General features: G+C 38.0%; 27 protein-coding genes and 1 rRNA gene. 1 reads left to right on the top strand and 27 read right to left on the bottom strand.

What is annotated here, in order from left to right:
- Positions 1-63: 63 nt before the first annotated feature.
- From AC4BHP_RS17635 to metG, 16 genes are all read right to left on the bottom strand, one after another.
- The gene (locus tag AC4BHP_RS17635; protein WP_490553578.1) at positions 64-294 is read right to left on the bottom strand and encodes an anti-sigma-F factor Fin; all 231 of its coding nucleotides are present in this window, start codon (positions 292-294) and stop codon (positions 64-66) included.
- A 79-nt stretch (positions 295-373) separates the two neighbouring features.
- On the bottom strand, positions 374-937 hold the full coding sequence (gene pth / locus AC4BHP_RS17630) for an aminoacyl-tRNA hydrolase (RefSeq protein ID WP_066103158.1): 564 nt from the start codon (positions 935-937) through the stop codon (positions 374-376).
- A 212-nt stretch (positions 938-1,149) separates the two neighbouring features.
- Positions 1,150-1,761 (bottom strand): 50S ribosomal protein L25/general stress protein Ctc, encoded by a 612-nt coding sequence (locus AC4BHP_RS17625; protein ID WP_066103161.1) that lies wholly within the window; start codon positions 1,759-1,761, stop codon positions 1,150-1,152.
- A gap of 142 nt (positions 1,762-1,903) precedes the next feature.
- A complete protein-coding gene (locus AC4BHP_RS17620) occupies positions 1,904-2,857 on the bottom strand; it encodes a ribose-phosphate diphosphokinase (RefSeq protein ID WP_066103164.1) in 954 nt (317 codons plus the stop codon).
- A gap of 15 nt (positions 2,858-2,872) precedes the next feature.
- Entirely contained in the window at positions 2,873-4,246 is a 1,374-nt protein-coding gene (gene glmU, locus AC4BHP_RS17615; protein ID WP_066103167.1) for a bifunctional UDP-N-acetylglucosamine diphosphorylase/glucosamine-1-phosphate N-acetyltransferase GlmU, read from the bottom strand.
- 204 nt (positions 4,247-4,450) lie between these two features.
- Positions 4,451-4,744 (bottom strand): septation regulator SpoVG, encoded by a 294-nt coding sequence (spoVG, locus tag AC4BHP_RS17610; protein ID WP_066103170.1) that lies wholly within the window; start codon positions 4,742-4,744, stop codon positions 4,451-4,453.
- 168 nt (positions 4,745-4,912) lie between these two features.
- Complete coding sequence (gene purR / locus AC4BHP_RS17605; protein WP_066103173.1) at positions 4,913-5,734, bottom strand: pur operon repressor; 822 nt, start codon at positions 5,732-5,734, stop codon at positions 4,913-4,915.
- A gap of 53 nt (positions 5,735-5,787) precedes the next feature.
- A complete protein-coding gene (ispE, locus tag AC4BHP_RS17600; RefSeq protein ID WP_066103175.1) occupies positions 5,788-6,657 on the bottom strand; it encodes a 4-(cytidine 5'-diphospho)-2-C-methyl-D-erythritol kinase in 870 nt (289 codons plus the stop codon).
- 188 nt (positions 6,658-6,845) lie between these two features.
- Positions 6,846-7,001: a small, acid-soluble spore protein, alpha/beta type gene (locus AC4BHP_RS17595; protein ID WP_066103234.1), complete on the bottom strand. Its 156-nt coding sequence runs from the start codon at positions 6,999-7,001 to the stop codon at positions 6,846-6,848.
- A gap of 137 nt (positions 7,002-7,138) precedes the next feature.
- On the bottom strand, positions 7,139-7,396 hold the full coding sequence (gene veg, locus AC4BHP_RS17590) for a biofilm formation stimulator Veg (RefSeq protein ID WP_066103179.1): 258 nt from the start codon (positions 7,394-7,396) through the stop codon (positions 7,139-7,141).
- A gap of 483 nt (positions 7,397-7,879) precedes the next feature.
- Positions 7,880-8,776: a sporulation peptidase YabG gene (yabG, locus tag AC4BHP_RS17585; protein WP_066103182.1), complete on the bottom strand. Its 897-nt coding sequence runs from the start codon at positions 8,774-8,776 to the stop codon at positions 7,880-7,882.
- A 131-nt stretch (positions 8,777-8,907) separates the two neighbouring features.
- Entirely contained in the window at positions 8,908-9,789 is an 882-nt protein-coding gene (gene rsmA, locus AC4BHP_RS17580) for a 16S rRNA (adenine(1518)-N(6)/adenine(1519)-N(6))-dimethyltransferase RsmA (RefSeq protein ID WP_066103185.1), read from the bottom strand.
- Complete coding sequence (rnmV, locus tag AC4BHP_RS17575; protein WP_066103188.1) at positions 9,782-10,342, bottom strand: ribonuclease M5; 561 nt, start codon at positions 10,340-10,342, stop codon at positions 9,782-9,784. The genes rsmA and rnmV overlap by 8 nt, the downstream gene beginning before the upstream one ends.
- 163 nt (positions 10,343-10,505) lie before the next feature.
- Positions 10,506-11,723, bottom strand: coding sequence for a resuscitation-promoting factor (locus AC4BHP_RS17570; protein WP_316246012.1), 1,218 nt, complete (start codon positions 11,721-11,723; stop codon positions 10,506-10,508).
- A gap of 173 nt (positions 11,724-11,896) precedes the next feature.
- Complete coding sequence (locus AC4BHP_RS17565) at positions 11,897-12,664, bottom strand: TatD family hydrolase (RefSeq protein ID WP_066103192.1); 768 nt, start codon at positions 12,662-12,664, stop codon at positions 11,897-11,899.
- A 93-nt stretch (positions 12,665-12,757) separates the two neighbouring features.
- The gene (metG, locus tag AC4BHP_RS17560; RefSeq protein WP_490553572.1) at positions 12,758-14,725 is read right to left on the bottom strand and encodes a methionine--tRNA ligase; all 1,968 of its coding nucleotides are present in this window, start codon (positions 14,723-14,725) and stop codon (positions 12,758-12,760) included.
- Positions 14,726-15,228: 503 nt separating this feature from the next.
- On the opposite strand from metG, the gene abrB reads away from it, so the two are divergent.
- Positions 15,229-15,519 carry a transition state genes transcriptional regulator AbrB gene (gene abrB, locus AC4BHP_RS17555; protein ID WP_139063808.1) on the top strand — a complete coding sequence of 97 codons (291 nt, stop codon included), beginning with the start codon at positions 15,229-15,231 and terminating at the stop codon, positions 15,517-15,519.
- Between the two features lie 44 nt (positions 15,520-15,563).
- Here abrB and rsmI read toward each other — a convergent pair whose 3' ends face one another.
- The 11 genes from rsmI to rrf form a co-directional block, all read right to left on the bottom strand.
- On the bottom strand, positions 15,564-16,445 hold the full coding sequence (rsmI, locus tag AC4BHP_RS17550) for a 16S rRNA (cytidine(1402)-2'-O)-methyltransferase (protein ID WP_066103200.1): 882 nt from the start codon (positions 16,443-16,445) through the stop codon (positions 15,564-15,566).
- Positions 16,423-16,707 (bottom strand): GIY-YIG nuclease family protein, encoded by a 285-nt coding sequence (locus AC4BHP_RS17545; protein WP_066103203.1) that lies wholly within the window; start codon positions 16,705-16,707, stop codon positions 16,423-16,425. Before AC4BHP_RS17545 ends, rsmI begins: the two co-directional genes overlap by 23 nt.
- Positions 16,694-17,431, bottom strand: coding sequence for a tRNA1(Val) (adenine(37)-N6)-methyltransferase (locus tag AC4BHP_RS17540; protein WP_066103240.1), 738 nt, complete (start codon positions 17,429-17,431; stop codon positions 16,694-16,696). Before AC4BHP_RS17540 ends, AC4BHP_RS17545 begins: the two co-directional genes overlap by 14 nt.
- 85 nt (positions 17,432-17,516) lie before the next feature.
- Positions 17,517-17,873, bottom strand: coding sequence for a DNA replication initiation control protein YabA (yabA, locus tag AC4BHP_RS17535; RefSeq protein WP_066103206.1), 357 nt, complete (start codon positions 17,871-17,873; stop codon positions 17,517-17,519).
- 17 nt (positions 17,874-17,890) lie between these two features.
- Entirely contained in the window at positions 17,891-18,718 is an 828-nt protein-coding gene (locus tag AC4BHP_RS17530) for a PSP1 domain-containing protein (RefSeq protein ID WP_066103211.1), read from the bottom strand.
- Complete coding sequence (holB, locus tag AC4BHP_RS17525; protein WP_066103216.1) at positions 18,711-19,715, bottom strand: DNA polymerase III subunit delta'; 1,005 nt, start codon at positions 19,713-19,715, stop codon at positions 18,711-18,713. Before holB ends, AC4BHP_RS17530 begins: the two co-directional genes overlap by 8 nt.
- A 37-nt stretch (positions 19,716-19,752) precedes the next feature.
- Positions 19,753-20,082, bottom strand: a complete 330-nt coding sequence (darA, locus tag AC4BHP_RS17520; protein ID WP_066103220.1) for a cyclic di-AMP receptor DarA — start codon at positions 20,080-20,082, stop codon at positions 19,753-19,755.
- Between the two features lie 133 nt (positions 20,083-20,215).
- Complete coding sequence (gene tmk, locus AC4BHP_RS17515) at positions 20,216-20,896, bottom strand: dTMP kinase (RefSeq protein ID WP_148631348.1); 681 nt, start codon at positions 20,894-20,896, stop codon at positions 20,216-20,218.
- A gap of 7 nt (positions 20,897-20,903) precedes the next feature.
- The gene (locus AC4BHP_RS17510; protein WP_254654693.1) at positions 20,904-22,352 is read right to left on the bottom strand and encodes an aminotransferase class I/II-fold pyridoxal phosphate-dependent enzyme; all 1,449 of its coding nucleotides are present in this window, start codon (positions 22,350-22,352) and stop codon (positions 20,904-20,906) included.
- A gap of 98 nt (positions 22,353-22,450) precedes the next feature.
- A complete protein-coding gene (locus tag AC4BHP_RS17505; RefSeq protein WP_066103225.1) occupies positions 22,451-22,660 on the bottom strand; it encodes a sigma factor G inhibitor Gin in 210 nt (69 codons plus the stop codon).
- Positions 22,661-23,359: 699 nt separating this feature from the next.
- Positions 23,360-23,476 (bottom strand): 5S ribosomal RNA (gene rrf / locus AC4BHP_RS17500).
- Between the last annotated feature and the right edge of the window lie 104 nt (positions 23,477-23,580).

Genomic DNA, 23,580 nt, shown 5'->3' with positions numbered 1-23,580 from the left:
TGCTATGTGAAAATAATAAACAGAAAAACGCTTTGGAATTTTCATCCAAAGCAGTCCACTGTCTTATTGTATTAAGTGTTCAAGCAAATGATAGTCTGGATTTTGATCCAGCGTATTCTGGCAGCTTTCACAAATTGATCGAATGCGAATAATTCCATTCTCACCATATTCAATAATCTCTTTTCTTTCCTCGGTTGAAAGAAAATCATAAACCGATTGATATAATTCATCCTGCTGTTCGCTAATCTCACCTAAAGTGTGCCCACAGTGCCTGCAGCAATAATGTAGCGTCATATCATACCCTCCGCTTTATTATATACCGCTAGTATGCACCATTATCTTATTGTTTATTCAGTCTAGTGGATGGATATGATTATTGCCCATTAAATGAGTTCATTACCTTTAAAAATGGCTCATTAAGCCATTGATCGCAGACTTTTAAGGATTTATCAATTGCCTCCTTCATGATTTCCCATTCATCATCCTTGAAATTGGTTAAAACGTAATCGGGTACGGGAATTCTTCCTTCCGGCCTGCCAATTCCAACTCTTATACGGTTAAAACTATCTCCGCCCAAATGCTGGATGGTTGATTTCATCCCATTATGACCGCCGGCGCTTCCCTTTTGTCTGAGTCGAACTTTACCCCTTGGTAAATCAAGATCATCATAGATGACTGCAATATCATCCAGACCTATTTTATAAAAACGGGCTAACGGAGCAATGGCTTCCCCCGAAAGATTCATATATGTCAATGGCTTTAATAAAACGACCTTTTCTCCATTAACGGTTCCTGTTCCATATAAGCCATTATATTTACTTTGATTCATTTTAATATTCCAGCGTTCAGCCAAATAATCAATGATTAAAAACCCGATATTATGACGTGTTCGCTCATACTGTGATCCTGGGTTTCCAAGACCTACAATCAACTTCATACCTTTACACATCCTTGTGAATATCAAACTAATTAGTTTCCTCTTAACATTTTATACTGTTTCATCCTCAAAGGAAAATAAGGATAACAAAAATTTGTGATTTTTTTAGCATGTCCTCTTCTCTTTTTTGTCATGATAAAAAAGGCTGCTGAGAATCGACAATTCTCAACAACCTTCTTATTTCACAACCTATATTGCTCATCAGTATAAACTTAGTCTTCTTTATTATTCGTTGTCTCAGCACTTTCTTTTTCTACAGCATCATCATCCATTTCAACTGTAGGAGGAAGGATGGATGCAACGACTTCATCTTCATCCTGTGAAATGGTATAAGAACCATCTACATTTAAATCAGCGATGATAATGGAATCACCAATTTTTAAATCAGAAACGTCATATTCGATTGAGCCTGGAATATCATCAGGCTTAGAGGATACTGTTACTGTGTGCAGAGTTTGTTGCAGCATACCTCCGGATTTCACTCCTTCTGCCTGTCCAACAAGATCAATTCGCACCTCTACATCCATTTCCTGCGACATATTCACGATTAAAAAGTCAGCGTGCACAATATTCCCTTTTATAGGATCTTGTTGATACTCTGTAAGCATTACCTTTTCCTTACTTCCATTTATCTCAAGCGATAGTACGCCATTGCGTCCACTTTCTTTAATCGCCTTTAAAAAACTACTTTCTTCTACAAATATTGTCTTCGCTTCTTTTTCCTTCCCATATACAACTGCAGGGAAATTACCTTCTGATCTTAATTTTCTTAAAGATGAGTTTTTCAAATCTGTTCGTTCACTTACTGTTAAAGTTGTAACCATTTTGCTTCACCATCCTAATCTATTTTAAATATCACCCTTTCATATTCCCTAATCTCCTGAATTCGAAACAATTCACTTATCACTATGGGTAAGTTACATTGAATGATAACTAAAAGAAGTCTGCCTTATGGCAGACTTCTGATCAATCGAATAATGTACTTACTGATTGTTCCTCATGAACACGGATAATTGCCTCTCCAATTAAAGAAGCCACTGATAGATTTACGATCTTATCAATTCTTTTTTCTTCTGGTAGTGCAATGGTGTTTGTAACAGCCAGTTCTTTAATTTTGGAGCTTTGAATTCTTTCAATTGCCGGACCTGATAGTACTGGATGTGTACAGCAGGCATATACTTCTTTTGCTCCATTTGCAATCAACGCATTGGCAGCGAGTGTAATCGTACCGGCAGTATCAATAATATCATCAATTAAGATAGCTGTTTTTCCTTCAATGTTGCCAACAATATTCATTACTTCTGCAACATTTGGTCTTGGACGGCGTTTATCAATAATAGCAATAGGTGCTTTTAAGCGATCAGCCATTTTACGGGCTCTTGTTACTCCGCCATGATCCGGAGATACAATAACGATATCCTCCAAATTCTTCTGTTGGAAATAATCCGCAAGAATTGGCACACCCATTAAGTGATCAATCAGAATATCAAAGAATCCTTGAATTTGAGGAGCATGAAGATCAAGTGTAATGACACGTGATGCCCCTGCTGTTTCCAATAAATTAGCTACAAGCTTGGCTGTAATAGGTTCACGTGCTCTTGCTTTTCTATCTTGACGCGCGTAACCATAATAAGGCATAACAATATTAATGGTCTTAGCAGACGCTCTTTTCAGCGCATCAATCATAATTAGCAGCTCCATTAGATGTTCATTTACAGGCTGACTTGTTGATTGAATGACATAAACATCACATCCGCGAATACTTTCTTCAATATTGATTTGTACTTCACCATCGCTAAATTGCGACACTGTGCATTTTCCTAATTCAACGCCAATCTCTTTAGCAATTTCTTCTGCTAATCCGGGATTCGAATTAAGAGAAAAAACCTTTAAATTAGGATCTAAATATCGATTTGACATTATGGGCCTCCAAGACTATTTTTTAAGATTTAACTTGCCTACATAATTTTCTTTGTTTACCTGACGTGCACGGGCAACTGATAATGCCTCACCTGGAACATCTTTCGTAATCGTTGAACCAGCGGCAACATATGCTCCCTTTCCTACAGTTACAGGAGCAACCAGGTTCGAGTTACAACCGATAAAAGCTCCGTCTTCAATCGTAGTCAGGAATTTATTTTTACCATCATAATTTACCGTGATGCTTCCGCATCCAACATTTACACCTTCTCCAACAATTGCATCTCCTAAGTAACTTAAATGAGATGCCTTGCTTCCTTTACCAAAGGTGGTTTTTTTGATTTCAACAAAGTTCCCAATTTTAACATCGTCCATAATATTGGATTGAGGACGAATGTGGGCGAAAGGTCCTATTTGAACCTCAGATCCAATTTGGCTATCATGTGCAACCGATTGGCGAATAACCGTATTATCTCCGATATTACAATTTTCGATTTCCGTATTCGGCCCTATTTTACAGCCGCTTCCTATTACTGTATGACCAGTAATAGTCGTACCTGGATATATATATGAGTCCGTTCCTATTTGTACATCCTTATGGATATATGTGTTTTCTGGATCTACAATAGTGACTCCATTACGCATATGCTGTTCATTAATACGACGCTTCATATATGTTTCTGCCTGAGACAGTGCTACTCGATCATTAATACCTAGCGTTTCTGCAAAATCAGGTGTCTCATATGCAGAAATAATTTCTCCCTGTTTCTTTAGTATCTCAATAACATCCGGTAAATAGTATTCACCCTGTGCATTATGATTAGAAACATTCTTTAAGCAATCAAATAAGAGCTTATTATCAAAACAGTAAGTGCCAGTGTTAATCTCTTCAATAAGCAATTCTTCTTCAGTTGCATCTTTATGTTCTACAATTTTCTCAACCAAGCCCTCTTTGTTTCGCACGATACGACCATAACCAGCAGGATTGGTTGTTCGTGCCGTGAGGATTGTAGCTTTTGCTTTTTGCTCAGCATGCAGATTTAATAATGCATCTAACGTTTCTGCTGTAATAAGAGGTGTATCTCCGCAAATCACAAGAGTTGTGCCTTCTTCACTACCAAGTAGGTCCTGTGCTTGCATAACCGCATGGGCAGTTCCTAATTGTTCTGCTTGCAGTGCATATTCAGTCTTGTCCTTTAAGACTGACTTAACCTCTTCAGCGCCATGACCAATAATCGTTACAATTTTCTCCGCCTTAATGGATGATACGTTATCTATAACATGTTCTACCATCGGCTTGCCGCATACGGGATGTAATACTTTATATAAGCTGGATTTCATTCTCGTCCCTTTTCCCGCAGCTAGTATTACAGCATTTCGGTTCGTCATGATTGCCCTCCGTTTACCTTTTTATCCATTACGAATATACCTTAACTCCATGTTCTTTTCAAGAAGTGGAGTCAAAACCATGAATTAATTTATAAATTTGTGAAGAGAAATGCACTGGAGAGTATTAGAGGAATTTGTGAAGAAAAATAAAAAAGAGCCTCTCAGATGGTCGGCTCTAGATGTTGATTTTAAATTTTCTATCTATTAAGATGCTCCTGCTCCTTCTAACTCTACCTCTTCCATTTCACCAATACGGTGATACTCGGCAAGAACAGCTTCCTGGATTTTACCGCGCGTTCCAGAATTGATTGGATGAGCGATATCACGGAACTCTCCATCTGGTGTGCGTTTGCTTGGCATTGCCACAAACAGGCCATTATTCCCATCTATAACTCGAATATCATGAACAACAAATTCATTATCCAAAGTAATGGATGCAATCGCCCTCATTCTACCATCTGTATTGACGCGGCGTAATCTTACGTCAGTCACTTCCATCTATGTCACCACCTTTTATAATGCGAATTACTAAACTATTTCCACAAAAATTATGATATTCCTTCTTTTTTTTGAAAAATATAGAAATAATTGTGAAACTTTTTAATAACTGAATATAATCGCAGTATAAAAGGCACTGAACATCCAATCGGTTATGCCGATTACTTCCTACTTAGATCGGAAGAAATTCCCTTTATTTACCTTAATTGTTTTGTCCTTCATATTCACATCCGTCAATTTAATCAAAGATAGGTACTCATCGACAAGACGCTCCTCAGAATTTTCAGCTTCAACTAACACAGCAATCCCTGCTACATTTGCATCAAATTCCTCAATTAAGTTAATCATACCGTTTACGGTTCCGCCGGCTTTCATGAAGTCATCCACAATCAAAACCTTCGAATCCCTTTTAAGACTTTTCTTCGACAAGACCATTGTTTGAATTCTTTTATTTGAGCCTGACACATAATTAATGCTTAATGTCGGGCCTTCTGTTACTAATGAATCTCTTCTGACAATAACCACCGGAACATTTAAATAGTGAGCTACTGAATATGCTAAAGGAATACCTTTTGTTGCTACTGTCATAACAACGTCAATATTTTGGTTTGCATAATGTGAGGCAATTAGTTTTCCTACGTTACCAATTATTTTTGGCTGACCCAAAATATCCGTCATATAAAGGTAGCCGCCTGGTAACAGCCTTTCCGGTGTCTCCATCAAAGCACATAAATCCTTGATGATTTGGTCAGATTCCTCCATACTCACGCCAATAATATACTTTACTCCGCCTGCCGCTCCAGGGACAGTAACCAACGTTCCATTCCCCATTGCTTCCAAGGTCTGTTTAATAATCACGAGATCCTCACTGATAGAAGATTTCGCAGATTGATATCTTTCTGAGAAAAAGGATAGTGGAATAAGGGTGGAGGGATGATCCATCAAATAGGTTGTCATATCTACAAGACGTTCACTTCTGCGCAATTTCATTTTTACCCCCAGAACACGAATATTTTATTATGATTTTATATTAATGTCCGTGCTTATTCAATATCCAGCCTGTTTCCAAGCAGGCGAACTGCATAAACATGTTCACAAAAACCCATTAACCCATTATAAATCCTTTGCATACGTGAATCATGTTCAACCAAGCCAAATACTGTAGGTCCGCTTCCACTCATTAACACAGCGTCAGCTCCGAACCTGCTCATTTGTTCCTTAATCATTTTCACTTCAGGATACATTTTTAACGTTACACTCTCTAAAACGTTTCCCATACTTTGACACATAGCCTCATAATTTTGATTATATATAGACTCTACCATTGAATTTATATTAGGGTGTGCCAATTCATTTATCTTCAAATTACGATAGACATCTGCTGTAGATACCCCTATTGTCGGCTTCGCCAAAACTACCCAGCAGTTTGGAGGTGCTGGCAAATGCTCAATTCTTTCTCCCCTGCCTCTTGCGATTGCTGTACCACCATGCACACAAAATGATACATCTGATCCTATCTCAGCTCCAAGCTCTGCAAGCTGGTCCATAGAAAGGCCAAGGTTCCAAATGCGGTTTAACCCTCTTAATGTTGCTGCAGCATCACTGCTGCCACCTGCAAGACCTGCTGCCACAGGGATATGTTTATCAATGGTTATTTCAATACCTGTATTAATCTCGTATTTCTTTTTCAATAATGCTGCTGCCTGATAAGCTAAATTCCGACTATCATCCGGCACATAGCGGTTATGCGAGTTAATTTTTATGGTATTGTTATTTAGTTCCATCAGTTCGATCCGATCTGCTAAATCGACATTCGTCATAACCATTTCAACTTCATGGAAGCCATCTTCCCTTTTATATAAAACATCCAGTGCCAAGTTAATCTTAGCAGGTGCTTTCTCCATCCATTTCATTCTGTTCACCTACTTATCCTTTTGTTACCTTCTCACATTGTACATTTTCGTAACACCAATCGCCACTATTCGTATAAATTTTTCTCTTTAATTTGTGGCGAACAAGAAAACCCCAGGATATAAATCCCTGGGGTTTAATTGCCGTACCGAACAAGTATTAGTTTTCGGAAAGTCGAATGTCACAGCATTTATGATCGATTGGCTAATTGCTGCTCTGCTATTTCAATTGCCCTTTTCACCATATTCCCTGCATCAACGGCTCTAATTCCGCCCCATCCTTCTTTCTGCACTACATCCCAGAAACCAAGTTCCTTAGCAAGCTCTTCTTTAAACTTTTCAGACATCATACTTCTTCTGCCCAAGTTTAACAGCTCCTTTTTATCGGTACGACCTTTATATCATTTATCTAAAACTAAATTTCATAACAGCCAATATATTCATGTAGGCAAATAAAAAAGCAGAGAACTATTGTTCACTGCCGTTACGCCATTTTTCCTGATGTCTCTTCAGTAAATGTTAATTCTACCGTTTCTGTTAATACATCTGCATAGCTGTATGAAACTCTTTCAAAAGAGTTCTCATCCTGATCTAATTCGACAACGAATACTGAGGGATAAGTTTCAGCTAATACACCTGAACGTTCGATAGTTTTTCTTCTACCGCCATTCGCTTTGAGTAGCAACTTCTGTCCCAAATGGGAATCCAAAATCTGTTTAATATCATTCAAACTTTTTGGCATGCTTCGTCCACCTCACTAAAAGTAGTATATCACATAGACTAATGACGGTCAAATAAAATAATAAATTATATCAGTGATCAAATTTGTTTGTCAATGTTTTTCACAAGAAAAATACCGTTTTTTTCTCTCTTTTATTCTACCCTATTCGACAGATAGATATGTATGTAAATTCCAATTACATTATGTTTAAGATTATAGAGGGGATAAATGATTTATTTTGTTGAATAAAACTATCTTGGAGAGCCACTTCTACAAAACATTCTACCCTTCACTAAACACGAGTCAGCGGAATCAATTTAGCAGGGATCAATACTGACTTTATCCCTTTATCTGGTGAATATAAAAAAAGCACCGATCATTAACCATCGGTACTTTTGGCATTAGCAATCATTCTGTTAAGAATCTGCTTATAAATAGTACTAATTCAAGAGTTGAGAGATAGGTAAGAACCTTTTAAAAAACCATATGATATGGGTTAGACAATCAGTCATCTGTTTCAAGCTTTTCCTTCGCCTCGTTTGTATGATAAGGCATTCCGATTCTAAGAACACCCTTCGATTCAACTCCTCCAAGCCCTTTCTCACCCGTTAAAGTATTACGAAGAACCTCCCATACATTCACATGATCCATAAAAGGCGTAAGACTTATCTTTCCAACAATATAAACCGGATCTAATGCATGGATATTCACACGGGAAGGAGAACTGGCAAAATTAGCACCAGCAACGATTAATGATTCAAAATGAGATTGGCAAGCACCTGCAAAGATAACTAAATGGTCCAAATGGTGAATTTTTTTCCTAGCCTCCTTGACGGCCATTACGAAGTCCTTTGAATGCCTATATGCATTTATATCATTAATGGCTCCTTTAGACTTCGAATAGGAATCATGGCCTGTGATGACAAGGATATCAGGCCTGTATTGATCCAATAATTCTCCAACCTTATAAGGCATTTCACGCTCCTTACAATGTTCTCCGTGTACAGGAATTCCAATGCGCTTATAAAGGGTCAGGCATTTCTCCAAATAACTAGGATCTCCATCAAGATGCAGCACCTTTCCAGGGATTTGAAAATAATCAACAGGCTGTCGGTACCCATCTGTGACTTCATATTCTTTTTTATGACGCAATCGCTCAAATTCCTGTGATATAAGATGATTTGATTGATTCACCAAAGTATCTGTATACATATTTCTTGTAGCTCTCTCATCTTCGCCTATTACTTTTAGATCCGAGAGGGGTGCATCTGCTTCCAAACGTATATCTTCACCAAATATGATCGCAATTTTTCCGCCATCATGCTCCAAAATATCTATAACACGAAAATAGATATCGCAATCATACGATTTCCGACCAACTATATCATTAACCTTTATCATGAAAGCCTCACTCCATATTATGTCACTGCAACTAATCAATGGATTCAACATAGGCTATGCAGATCAAGGGTCAGATGTGAAGACAGAAAAAAGCCAGATCAACTTGAACTGGCTTTTTTTGCTTTATATATTTATTTAAAATGAGGTTTAAGAGCATTACTCAAATCGGCAAACTCTTGCAGAGATAATGTCTCTCCTCTTCTAATCGGATCTATACCCGCAGCTTCCAGCCCTTGGAGAATCAGTTCCTTTCTTGCTTTTCCATCAGGAAGCTGGGAAACTAAGTTATTTAAAATCGTTTTTCTTCTTTGAGCAAAACTTGCCCTCGTAATTTCAAAAAAGAAACCTTCGTCTTCAACCTCTACAGCCGGTTTATCTCTGACCTTTAGATGGATAACAGCAGAATCTACATTAGGCTGCGGCACAAATACCGTTTTCGGTACAATCATGGCTACTGCAGCTGTTGTGTAATACTGGACTGCAATCGACAATGACCCATATTCTTTCGTTCCTGGAGCTGCTGCCATACGATCAGCAACTTCTTTTTGAAGCATAACCGTTATGCTTTCAAGGGGCAGACGTTCTTCAAGTAGTTTCATGATAATCGGCGTAGTAACGTAATATGGCAAGTTCGCTACAATATGAAGATCATCTACCTGACCAGTAAACTCCTCCTTAATCACTTTTGCTACGTCTGCTTTCAGTATATCCTCGTGAATAACTTGGATATTATCATAAGCTGAAAGAGTATCTTTTAAGATCGGCAAAAGGCGTTGATCTATTTCAAAGGCTACAACTTTCTTACAGTTCTTTGCTAATTGTTCTGTCAACGCGCCAATACCCGGCCCAATTTCTATTGCTCCGCTCTCTGAGTGAACACCCGAATGGTGAACAATATTTCGTAGTATGTTTGTATCAATTAAGAAGTTCTGGCCAAGACTCTTCTTAAAGGAGAATCCATATTTATCCAGTATTTCTCTTGTTTTAATTGGGGTTGCAATATCTTTATTCATTTATTTCCACTCCATTTATATGTTCGATTGCCTTCATGAACTCTTCCTTTGAGATTCCAAACATCTTCAATCTTGTATATAGCTGTTTGCCATTTGCATAGCCGATATTCAGATATCGACCTAACTTTTCCCGTCTCTCAGCGGAACCTGGACCGCCAACTAAACCAAATAAGACCAAATCATCCTTACTGATTACTTCTTTTAATTCCGAATCCATTAGTTTCGCATTTTTCAATGCATCTCTGATGGCTTCATCAGACGCATGTTCAACACCCAGCCCACGCCCTGACTTATGGATAGCCAAGTGCTTTGGCAGAAACGCATGCTGGCATCCGGGTACTTCCTGTGAAATGATTTGTCTTATTCTCTCTCCCGGAAAGTCAGGATCAGTAAAAACAATCACTCCCCTGACCTTTTGCGCCAAGCGAATTTTATTTAATGTTTCCTGATTAATAGCTGAACCATTCGTTTCTATTGTATCAGCATTTAAAGCGCGTTTGATGGCCGTGGTGTCGTCTTTTCCTTCAACGACAATAATTTCTTTGATTTTCATTTTCCCTCCAAAAAATTTTATCTAAAATTTGTAATTTACAATTGATATATTTGTGTTATTTTTGTAATATTAATGTAATATTAATTTATTTACGGTTAACCCTGCCTATTATAACGTAAAAAAACAGCGGATACGAAATCCACTGTATAAATTACCATAATATTTAACGAATAACTTTTATTTTGACCTTTTTTACACCCCAGTTATGGGCTTCGGCAGATGTAGGAACATAGACGTCAATTTTATTCCCATTTATGGCGCCACCTGTATCTCCTGCAACTGCATAACCATAGCCTTCTACATATACTCTTGAGCCAAGCGGTATTAGGTTAGGGTCAACAGCGATAACCTTTTTGTTCGGATTTGCACGCAGGTCAATGCCAACTGCAGTTTTACCCGAACAGCCATCACAGTCAACGGTATAGGCAGTAGCCGTAACATAATATTCATCACTATCACTAGCCTTTTGCACGTTCTTTTTTACATTAGACATTGGCTTTGCTATAGGTAGTTTTTGTTTTGTCCCAACGGAGATTACCTGATCAGTTTTTTCCTTAATAACATTTTCTGAAATCAGCTTTTTGGACACAACTTTCCCATTTTCTTTAATAAGCTCATATTTCTTACTTATGAGACCGTTAACGCCTTCAGTGGTTACTTTCTGTTTTCCTGAGGTTAATGCGGGATCATTTCGCTTGATAGTCTCATATGCAATCGGTTCTTCCACTACTTCCGTATCTTTTTCAACTCGTGTAATAGACAAGGATGCTTTCTTACTAAGCTGCTCGTTTATCCCAGGTTCAACACGGTCCAAATCACCAATATGTATATTGGCAGTATCTAAAAAGTCCTTCACAGGGGTCGAGACTGTCCATAGTATTTTTTCATTCTCACCATCAATTACGGTAACAGGAAAAGCCTTCTCAATATGTATGATCATACCGGCTTCTATCTTGTCATTCATATCATGGGACAGGAAATCCTCGTTCCTTAGCTGTATATTTTCCTCTTTTAAAACATCTTCAACTGTCTTCGCAGTCGTAGCAAAGCTCTGCTCTTTGTCATCTATTATGACCTTTATATCAACAGCAGGCTCCCACACAATGTGTAAATCATCTTTTATTTTAGTCGTTTCAGGTATACTGAGATAGTCCTTCGAATCTACTAATATGTCATGTTCTTCAAGTAATTCACTTATGGTATCAGCATGGGTTTTTACCTTTTGCTTTTCTCCATCCAGGCTCAGTGCCACTGTCTTCTTTGTTCCTTCAAAAAATAAAACTCCGGAAGCTAATAGAAATACAGCGATACTAGTCATCATTAATATTACCTTTGGCGTTTGCCGCGGCCTGGAAAATAGGTTTTTCATGTATTTATTCACGAAAAAATTACCCCCTTTTCACTGAATGCATTATATAAATATATAAATAGGCTTGTCAAATAATACCGCTCTCATGCTTATTAGAGTAAGGATTGTCTCGAAGCAGTTAATGACATCCAATCTACCTATCCATATACGTATATTTTCATCCAATAAAATGGGGGAATCTGTCTTTAAATCAATTTAAAAAGTGTTTTGGCATTACTCATTGTTGCTTCAGCAACTTCCTCATAAGAAACTTCTTTCAACCTTGCTATTTCCTCAGCAACAAGTTTGACATAGCCTGGTTCATTTCGTTTCCCTCTAAACGGGTGAGGGGCTAAATAAGGACAATCGGTTTCAATCAATAATCTTTCCAACGGCACGGCCTTTGCAACCTCTTTGGGTTTAACTGCATTTTTGAATGTAACCGGTCCGCCTAAAGAAATATAAAAATTCATGTCTAAGCATACCTGTGCCGTTTCCACACTGCCGCTAAAGCAATGCATAATTCCGCCAACTTCTTCTGCATGCTCTTCCTTAAGGATCTCTACTACGTCCTCTGTAGCATCCCTGTTATGAATGATGATAGGAAGCTTAAGTTTTTTAGCAAGACGAATCTGACGGCGGAATACATCCTTTTGGATATCCTTCGGTGATTTGTCCCAATGATAGTCTAAGCCTATTTCTCCAATTGCCACCACTTTTGGATGCTTGGTCAGCTCCTCAATCCATTCAAGATATTCATCAGTTAGATCGATTGCATCTACCGGATGCCAACCAATCGCTGCATACATAAAGTCATAAGTTTCTATTAACTCCATTGCTCGTTTAATGGTCTTCTCATCAAAACCAACAACGATAACCCGCTCTACTCCATTCGCTTTGGCTCGACTGATAACTTCTTCCAAATCATTATCAAATTGCTCATCATTTAAATGCACATGTGTATCAAATAACAATGTTAGCACTCCTTTACCATTTGCCTAGAATACCTCTCTATACCCAAAACAATAGGGATGTTTCACATGTAACATCCCTACGTTCAAAATCAATTATTTAACCTGTGCCCCATTTGGTAGGGATTCCGCAATTGAGGCCAACGCTAATTGACCATCAAGACTACCAGCTAAAATCATCCCTTGAGATAGTACACCGCGAAGTTTAACCGGTTTTAAATTCGTTACGCAAATAACCTTCTTACCAGTCAATTCTTCTGGTTTGTAATGCTCCGCAATGCCAGAAACAACCTGTCGCTGCTCATATCCAAGATCTAATTGAAGTTTTAACAGTTTGTCTGCTTTTGGCACGGGCTCAGCCTTTATTACTTGAGCTACTCTGAGCTCCACCTTTTTGAAATCATCAATCGTAATCTCTTCTACCTCTGTAGGTTGTTCGATTTCCTTTTTCGCTTCTTGGACCGGTGCAGCTGGTGCCGTGCTTTGCATCGCTTCCTTAATATAAGTAACTTCTTCCTCCATATCCAGGCGAGGGAAGATAGGCTGTCCTTTTTTAACAGTTGAATTTTCAGAGATCAATCCGAACTCTTTCAAGCTATCCCAGCTTTGTAATAAAGGATCCTGACAATCCAATTGTTCAAATATTTTTTCAGGAGTTACAGTTAGGAACGGCTTCAGCATGATAGCAACTCTTCTTAAGGATTCTGCTAAATGAACCATTACAGATGCCAACTCGTCAACTTTAGCTTCATCTTTCGCTAAGGCCCATGGTTGAGTTTCATCAATGTATTTATTTGTGCGGCTTACCAATTGCCATATAGTAGACAACGCAACAGAGAATTGCATATCATCCATTGCCTCTTCATATTTTACTACCGTTTCCTTATTAGCCTGCAGCAGCTGCTGATCAAATTCATGCTCTGACCCTTTATAAGCTGGTATTTTTCCTTCAAAGTACTTATTAATCATTGCAACAGTTCTGTTCAATAAGTTTCCAAGGTCATTGGCTAAATCAAAGTTAATTCTTTCAACGAAGCCTTCTGGAGTAAATACGCCATCCGCTCCGAATGGAACCTCACGCAATAAGTAATAACGAAGGGCATCCAAACCATATCGATCTATGAGCGTTACAGGATCTACAACATTCCCTTTAGATTTAGACATTTTGCCGTCTTTCATTAATAGCCAGCCATGTGCAAATACTTTTTTAGGAAGAGGTAGATCAAGTGCCATTAACATGATTGGCCAGTAAATAGTATGGAAACGAACGATTTCCTTACCAACCAAATGGACATCTGCCGGCCAATAATTCATGTACTTGGAGTCATCATCAGTACCGTAACCTAAAGCCGTAATATAATTAGATAATGCATCAATCCAAACATAGATAACATGCTTAGGATCACCCGGCACCTTTATGCCCCAGTCAAAAGTTGTTCTGGAAACAGCTAAATCCTCTAAACCAGGCTTTAAGAAGTTGTTAATCATCTCATTTTTGCGTGACTCCGGTTGAATGAACTCAGGGTTCTCTTCGTAAAACTTTAATAATCGGTCAGCATATTTACTCATTTTAAAGAAGTAGGATTCTTCTTTTACCTTTTCAACTGGACGTCCACAATCAGGACAATTGCCCTCTTCTACCTGACGATCTGTGAAAAATGATTCACATGGAGTGCAATACCAGCCTTCATATTGATCAAGATAAATATCGCCCTGATCAAGCAAGCGTTTAAAAATCTTCTCAACAACCTTCTTATGTCTTTCTTCAGTGGTTCTAATGAAATCATCATAAGAAATATCAAGCTTGTTCCATAGTATTTTAATGTCTCTGATCATACCATCAACATATTCCTGCGGGCTGATTCCTTTTTCTTCTGCCTTTTGCTGAATCTTTTGCCCATGTTCATCTGTACCAGTTAGGTACATAACATCATATCCACGCATTCTCTTATAACGAGCCATTGCATCTCCTGCAACTGTCGTATATGCATGTCCAATATGAAGATTTCCACTTGGATAGTAAATTGGGGTAGTAATATAAAAAGTATTTAATTTTTCCTTCATCTTTTCCACTCCTTAAAGGCCTTGCAATAAAGTACGTAAGATTTGCTTATAAATACATTACATAATAGTACATTATAAAGGAATTTTAATTATTTTTATACATATGAACCCGGGGCGCTTTTGGAAAATTTTATTACACTCATATATTGAAAGCTTTTTCACAAATAATTATTGTAGACAAGATGTATTAATTATATGAATATATTTAATTTTGTAATAAAATTACAAATATGCGCAAAATATATTTGATTTATTTTGAATCTTTTATAATTTATCGTCAATTTGTCCATGTAAATGATTCATTTAATGTAGATTTATGTAAATTTATATCGTTTTTTTACTGTTTTTTTCATAAAACCTCACTAAATATGGAATAAACTACTATTATTATGCAATCCAAAAACATTGACGGTTTTGGGAATGCTTGGTATTATGAAAACATCCTTAAATTTTGTCGAATAATGACGAATTTTATTAAAAAAATATTTTACTATGAGAGGAGTATTTTTATGAAATCCACAGGTATTGTACGTAAAGTAGATGAGCTTGGACGGGTGGTAATTCCAATTGAGCTTCGTCGTACTTTAGGAATCGCAGAAAAAGATGCTTTAGAAATTTATGTTGACGATGAAAAAATTATTCTAAAAAAATATAAGCCGAATATGACTTGCCAAGTTACAGGTGAAGTATCCGACAACAACTTCACACTTGCTGACGGTAAATTAATCCTTAGCCGTGAAGGAGCAGAACAGCTTCTTAAAGAGATTCAAGAAAACTTGGTTGTAAACAACTAATCAAAAAGCTTCCCTTTCGGGGAGCTTTTTGATTAGCTTTTAATTTAATTCTCTTCAACATGATAAGCCTGATAGATTTCTCTTTTTTGAAGACCCCTATCTTTCGCAACCTTTTTTATCGCTTCATTCGGTTTAAGGTTCTCAGATTCAATATAAAAATCGACGTGCTCTTTCAATTCCATCTCTGTCCACCAGGCTGTTCCTAGATCATCTAACTCTTCCCTATCTGACCCCTCGGTTATGATCACAAACTCACCGCGTATTTCATGTTCATTAGCCCATTGTATAATCTCAGACATCGTCCCTCGAATATATTCCTCAAACTTTTTTGTCAGCTCTCTTGCCAATACTATTTTTCGATTTCCAAAATACTCATACATTATCGTAAGTGTTTCCTTTAAACGATGAGGAGATTCATAGAAGATTATGGTCGAATCCTTTATTTTTAATCGCTCCAGTTCTTTCTTCTTCTCTTTACGGCTTCGGTTTAGAAATCCATAGAAATAAAATGGCTGCGGGACTATACCTGAAGCAATCAGTGCCGTTAGTGCCGCATTTGCACCAGGCAATGATACGACCTTTATGTCCTCCTCTATGCAGGACTGGACTAACTCATAGCCAGGATCTGAAATAGCAGGCATTCCGGCATCGCTTACGAGGGCAATTTGTTTTCCACTTTTCATTTTCTCAATCAAGGATTCCCCGCTCTGATTCATATTGTGCTCGTGATAACTGACTAACGGTGTCTGAATATCAAAGTGATTGCACAGTTTTTTTGTATTCCTTGTATCCTCTGCCGCAATTAAATCTGCCTGCTTGAGGATATTTATTGTGCGAAATGTCATATCATCTAAATTACCGATTGGTGTTGGTACTAAATAGAGAACTGCTTCATTCTCTTTTTCAAAGCTTTTTTGGGCCTTCATTATCTGTTCCTCCCATTTGTACGATCCTTTCCTTGGCGCCCCTGCTTAGCTGTTTAAAGCGATACTCAGCCTGCATAGCCTCTGTCTTTGTCTGATACTCCTCGACATAGCGAAGCACCACAGGCCTTCTCCCTCGTGTATATTTGGCACCTTTCCCATCATTATGTGTATTCACTCTCTTATTTACATCATTTGTATACCCAGCATAATAACTGCCGTCCGCACATTCAAGTACATAAAAATAGTGATTATTCTTGTCCATTGATGATGGTTCTCAATTCTTTGGTATACTCATTATTTTCATCATACACAATTAATGGTGGCAATAATTTTAAATCAGGATTTCCGCCTTTTATTCCTTCAATCAGGATTGTATTTGCCTCTTTATTTGCCTTTGGATACACAAATTGAAGACGTTTTGGTTCTAATCTATACTTTCTCATTAACGTTACAATATCAAGCAGCCTACCGGGTCTATGAACAAAGGCCGCTTTACCGCCGTTCTTTAAAAGCTGGCTGCTTACTCTGATTACATCCTCCAATGTACATTTAATTTCATGCCTGGCTATGGCAAAATGTTCATTTTCATTTTGAATTTCCTTCGCTGGTGTCAAAAAATAGGGTGGATTACAGGTGACAACATCATATTTATCATGGCCGAGAATTGGAATAATTTTATTTAAATCCTCATGGTACATTTCAATTCGATCATCCAGCTTATTGTAGCCTATACTCCTAACGGCCATATCATATAGTCGCTCCTGAATCTCCACTCCGTATATACGCCCCTTGGTGCGTGTACTGAGCAAGAGTGGAATGACACCATTTCCAGAACATAAATCAACCAAATTCCCTTTTTGAATGGGAACATATACAAATTTAGATAATAAAACAGCATCCAATGAAAAAGAAAAGACACTCGGGCTTTGAATAATCCTAAGTGGCTCTCCCAATAAATAATCCAGACGCTCATCATCCTTTAATATATACACTCTACAATCCGCTCCTACCTATATACAGTAAAAAATCAATTATAAAAATAGTCTTTCCTATCGATAGGAAAGACTATCTTTATTTCTTATTTAAAAATGAAAGACAAAACAGGCAATCCCCATCTTTACGTGGACTTCCAAAGTGCAGATTACAAATATGGAAACCTTCTTGATATAGTCTCGCTAAATTATCGTAGCCCTCTCCGACATCCATTAGCTTATTGCCTTTTTTTGCTTGCTTTTTCTGAGAAACCGCAGGCTTTGTCTTTTCTAAATCCAGCAAGCGACGCCTTACATTTTCGTTTTCTAACTTGAGGGAATTATTTTCTTCCAATATTTCTGCGAGATGTTCTTTTAAATCTCCAAGTTGCTTATACAAATCTCCAATTTGAGCTTCCATACTGCTAACCGAATCGAAAATTTCCTTTTTATTCATCAACACCCACCACCTTATTAATCTGTGGCTTGAATCGAGAAGGTGCCTTCCTCCATCATCTCATCCAGCGTATATTCAACTACTCGTTCCTTACCCTGCAATTCTATTTGCATGATTTTTTCAAGAATGTTAAGACCGATTACTTTACCGCGACCAACCGGTGTAACCACGTACTCTCCCAAATCTGGAAGCTGCTCTTTTGCGCTCTCATATTCATCATTCTCATATTTTAAACAGCACATCAAACGCCCGCATAGACCTGAGATTTTCGTGGGATTCAATGATAAGTTTTGGTCTTTAGCCATTTTAATGGAGACCGGTTCAAAGTCCCCAAGAAATGTAGAACAACATAACATCCTGCCGCAAGGTCCAATGCCTCCAAGCATTTTTGCCTCATCCCTGACACCAATCTGTCTTAATTCAATACGTGTTCGGAAAATAGCTGCCAGATCTTTAACCAGCTCACGAAAATCAACTCGTCCATCTGCTGTGAAATAAAAAATCACCTTATTACGATCAAAAGTATATTCAACATCTACAAGCTTCATTTCCAAACGATGCTCAACCACTTTTTCGCTGCATACTTGAAATGCCTGTTCAGCGATTTGTTTATTTTCGTCCACAATCAGCCGGTCTTTTTCATCAGCTATTCGAATAACTTTTTTCAGGGGCAGAACTACATCATTTTCCCCAACCTGCTTTCTGGGTATAACAGCTTTTCCAAACTCTACTCCGCGTACTGTCTCAACTATGATGTATTCATCCTTGGCTATTTCCAAATCACCTGGGTCAAAATAATATATTTTACCCGCCTTTTTAAAGCGGACTCCTACAACATCATACAAGTGTAAACCCCTCCTGAAGGTTAAGCACAAGCTGCTCCATTAACAGCTGTGGGTTTATATTAGCCGAAATTTTTCGTTTTGACTCTAATATTTGATTCATTTGATACGCCAATTTTTTGGGGGAATGTTGAATGGCCAATTGGCGAAGCCTTTCCTCCATATCTTTGTATACAATCTCTTCCGGCTTATCCAGCTGTATATAAAGGAGATCACGATATATATTCAATAGGAGCATTAAGCCTATTTCTGTCTGTTCTCTTTCTTTAAAATGCGAAAGCCAACTCTCCTGAATGACCATAATACCATCCACAGGATTTTTCATTGCTTCAAATAATTTTACCACTATTTTTTGGGCTTGTGCAAACCACTCATCCTCATTTAACGACAAACCTTCATCGACACTGTTCGTCAAACTCGCAATCAAGGGAGCCTTCGTGACAGGTACTCCTGCCTGTATTAACTGCTTACTTAATTCCTTTGGATTTAACGGCATAAAGGATAACGTTTGGCAACGGGATAGGATGGTTGAAAGCATGCGGTGAATTTGATCTGTAAGCAAAATAATTGTTGTCCCTGCATGAGGTTCTTCTAAAAATTTCAATAAACTATTGGCCGCAGAAGCAGTCATTTTATGTGCATGCGTAATAATGTAAACTTTTTGTGATGACTCAACTGCCTTCTTTTGAAATTCCTCATGAAGCAATCGAATTTGTTCCTTTTTTATCGATAAACCATCCGGTTCAATAACATGGACATCCGCATGGTTTTTATGGTCAATTTTTTTACAATTTGTACATTCCTCACAGGGAAGAAAACCGTCTTCTCGGTTATGGCAAAATAAAGATTTAGCCAGAAGAATACTTGTATCCTTTTTACCGGTACCACGCTCTCCTTCAAAAAGATAAGCATGGGCCACACGATTCTTCATTAGGCTATTCTTGAGCATCATTGATACTCTTGGTTGTTGATTGGCTAATTGATCCCACGTGTTAATCATGCTTATTTCCTCTCATCCTCACTGACTGTATAAATTGTTAAAATTGGTAAAACTTATCCACCGGCATTACAAAAACTGTTGCTCCTCCTACCTCGACCTCTACTGGATAAGGTACATAAGAGTCTGTATTACCACCCATTGGAGTAACTGGTGCTACAAGCTGCTCTCTGGATTTGCAGTTCTTCTTTATGATTTCAAGAGCCTTATTCACCCTTAATTCCTCAGTACCTATCAAAAAGGTAGTATTACCGGATTTTAAAAATCCTCCAGTTGTAGCCAACTTAGTTGCTCGGAAGTTATTGTCGACCAAATCACCTAATAATTTAGTACTATCTTTATCTTGTACTACTGCTATTATAAGTTTCATGGCTAAAACCTCCTATAAGGATTATAAAGAAAAAATGACGGTGCGTATTTAAGCTTTACTTATCCATTATACCAGTTATTCTGTAACCATAAAGCAATTCAAGTGATAAATATAAAACCTTAAAGCATTTGCCTTAAGGTCTCCTGTGAATATATGTCCGAATTTGTTGAAGAGTTTCTTGATAAACTTCTTCAAAGCTTTGATTTGCATCAATTACCTTTATTCTATCAGGTTCATTTTTTATTAATAGTTGATAGCCCTCATATACTTTTTGGTGGAAATTGAGCTTCTCAAGATCCAAACGATTTATTTCCCGACTTTTATGATTTTCAATTCTCTTCAAGCCAATTTCAGGATCAATCATAAAGAACAATGTAAGTTCTGGCATGGTATCCTGTATAGCAAAGCGATTGATCTCTCTGACTTCCTCTATCCCAAGACCTCTTGCATACCCCTGATAAGCCAATGAGCTATCTACAAACCGGTCACATAAGACAATACAGCCTTTATTTAATGCAGGTACCACCTTCTCCATAAGATGCTGTCTGCGCGCTGCTGCATATAACAGTGCTTCTGTCCTGGAATCCATTTCAGTATGATCAGGATTTAAGATGACCTGCCGGATTTGTTCTGCAATAGGAATTCCACCAGGTTCTCTTGTCAGTACAATTGAGTAGCCTTCCTTTTCAAGCTGCTCTCCCACTCTTGCTAGTACGGTCGTTTTCCCAGCCCCTTCAGGACCCTCTACCGTTATAAAAACTCCACGTTTCAAGGCAGTAACCTCCAATATTGTAACTACTAGATAGTATATCATATGTGACTTACACAAAGACCTCAATTTGTTGTTGCTTTAAATAAACTCCTCCTTGGATTTTAGCCCCCTGAGTTAGTAAGGATGTGCATTTCTGCACCATGTCATAGGTAATAATCTCTCCCTTTTGAATGAGCGGAATACCTGGAGGATATGGAACAATTGTTTCTGCTGAGATTTCTCCACATGCATGAGCAAGAGAAATTCTTTTCCGCGGCATTATATCCATTTCCTCATAGGATATTGCTAGGACACTCTCCATATGTTGTTGTTTATTTTTTAATGGGTTACTAGCCAGGCTTATTCGTGTTTGTTCTCCTGTAATCCAATTAATCCTTTCTAGCCTTTGTATAATATCATCAACAGAATATGGTTGACTTTTCTTTAATAAAGGCAGAACAAGCAGTACATGCAGCTCATCTGCGAGCTCTGAATAAATCCCTGCTTGCTCCATTAATTTTTGCAGCTCAAAGCCTGACATTCCGTTTTTATGATAGAGAACAAGCTTTAAAGGATCCTGAATATCGCTGTTTTCTGATTCGAAAATGCACAGTTCCTCATGCCTTCGTAAATATTGTTTAAAAGACTCAATTTGCTCTATTAAATATTCCTTATCCTTTTCTGAATAGCTCTCTAAATAAGCCCTCGCTAAATCTAGAGACATCATAATTGGATAAGATGGGCTGCTTGATTGCAGCATTCTTAAATACCCTTCCACACGCTCTTGGTTTACCAATTCACTGTTTATATGTAAATAGGAGCCCATTGTCATAGCAGGCAGGGTTTTGTGAGCTGAGTGAACAACTATATCTGCCCCCAAATTGACAGCAGATGGCGGAAAAGGAGCACCTGCCGCAAAGTGGGCACCATGCGCTTCATCAACTAAAACTAGAATACCCTTTTTATGAGCTCGCTTAATGATAGATGCCAGATCTACTCCCAACCCATAATAATTAGGATATGTAAGAATAATTGCTTTTACATCCAGATGATCATTCAAACTATTATAAATTGTTTCATATGGAACACCAATTGAAATATCAGATTCTATAACAGGCGTCAGAAATATTGGGTTAGCTTTAGCTAGTTTTAATCCATTCATCACAGATTTATGGCAATTCCTTTGTACAAGGACTTTATCTCCAGGCTCAATACTAGCCAAGATCATCGCAAGATTACCGACAGTTGTTCCATTCACAAGAAAGTAACTTTTTTTAGTCTGATAAAACTTCGCTAATAATGCTTCAGCCTCTTTAATACCCTCTTCTGGTTCATGCAAATCATCTAATCCTGCAAGTTCTGTCACATCCCATGACAGGACCGAACTAAAACTCCGAGGAGCCTCAATAGGCAGGACAACACCATTTTTATGGCCTGGAACATGCATGGATATGGACTTCTTATTTCGGTGTTTCTCCAGCATATCTAATATTGGTACTTTAATTATTTTTTCCGCCACTCATACACGCCTCCTTTTCCAACAAATAAAAAGGCTCCTTCCGGTTGAAGGGGCCAGCTGACTATATTATAAGGATGGAGTATAGCGGTATTCAAGTTTTATGAGTAAATACTGGAAATATTCATTTTCTTCAACTTCTCTACATGCTCATTATACAAAGGGTCATTTGTTTCTGTATGAATTAACACATCCTCACATTCCGAGCAAATAAAAATATTATATAGATGCATTCCCTTTTTTTTCGTCGATTCACAGATTGCACATTCTTCGTTAAGATGATCATTTGTTTCACGCTCGCAGTTGGCCATTTACTACACCTCCATACCTCTTAGTATCGCCCCCGGCCACAAACTGTATACAATATTTTAAATTTATATATTATTCTATGCCCACAAGTGAATTTCGTTGTATGTCTTTCAAAATGTCCAACATATAAATATCTTTGAGGAATAATTCATGTAGAAACCTTTGGAATTCACGGCTTAAATGTTGTAGCAAAATGCTGGGGTGTGTTCTTGAAATTGGCATAGCTCAACTATTCGTAGCTTTAATTACATAACCCCAGGAAAGGGGAATCATTAGTATTTGATAGGTGGCTTCCTTTGTCTTTTTCGTATCTTTATTTCGGGGATAGGTGGGGAGCAGGTAGGTGATAGATCGGGCGTAGGTGCTTCATAGGTGGAGCATAGCTAGCTACTTTCCTCCATACTTCACCTACCTTTCAACCACCTATACCCCGGTATAGATCGGGCATAGATGCTTCATAGGTGGAGCATAACTGCTTTCTTCCACACTTCACCCACCTTCCCCCGAGTATAGATGTCCCATAGGTGTTGAATAGCGCAGCTTTTCTATAGCTTCCACAAGTCTTTAAGGTAGTATCCTTGACGAAAGATCCTTCCCGACTCCTCACCCATCCAGCTCTAACAAGTATCCAAAATCCTCCCTGGTCCCTATAAAAACAACACAAAAAAACCAGCTCATCAACTGAACTGGTTTCTTAAATTGCCCGGCAACGTCCTACTCTCACAGGGACTCGCGTCCCAACTACCATCGGCGCTGAAGAGCTTAACTTCCGTGTTCGGAATGGGAACGGGTGTGGCCTCTTCGCCATCATTACCGGACTATTTGGTTAGAAAGAAATCATTCCTTCAAAACTGGATAATGTAAGTTTGGCAAGTATGCTTGATTCATTTGGTTAAGTCCTCGAACGATTAGTATCCGTCAG

The organism is Pradoshia sp. Z4_20 (genome assembly GCF_058216035.1).
The sequence above is the reverse complement of the archived record's forward strand: the minus strand, read 5'-3'. Positions and strand labels throughout refer to the sequence as shown.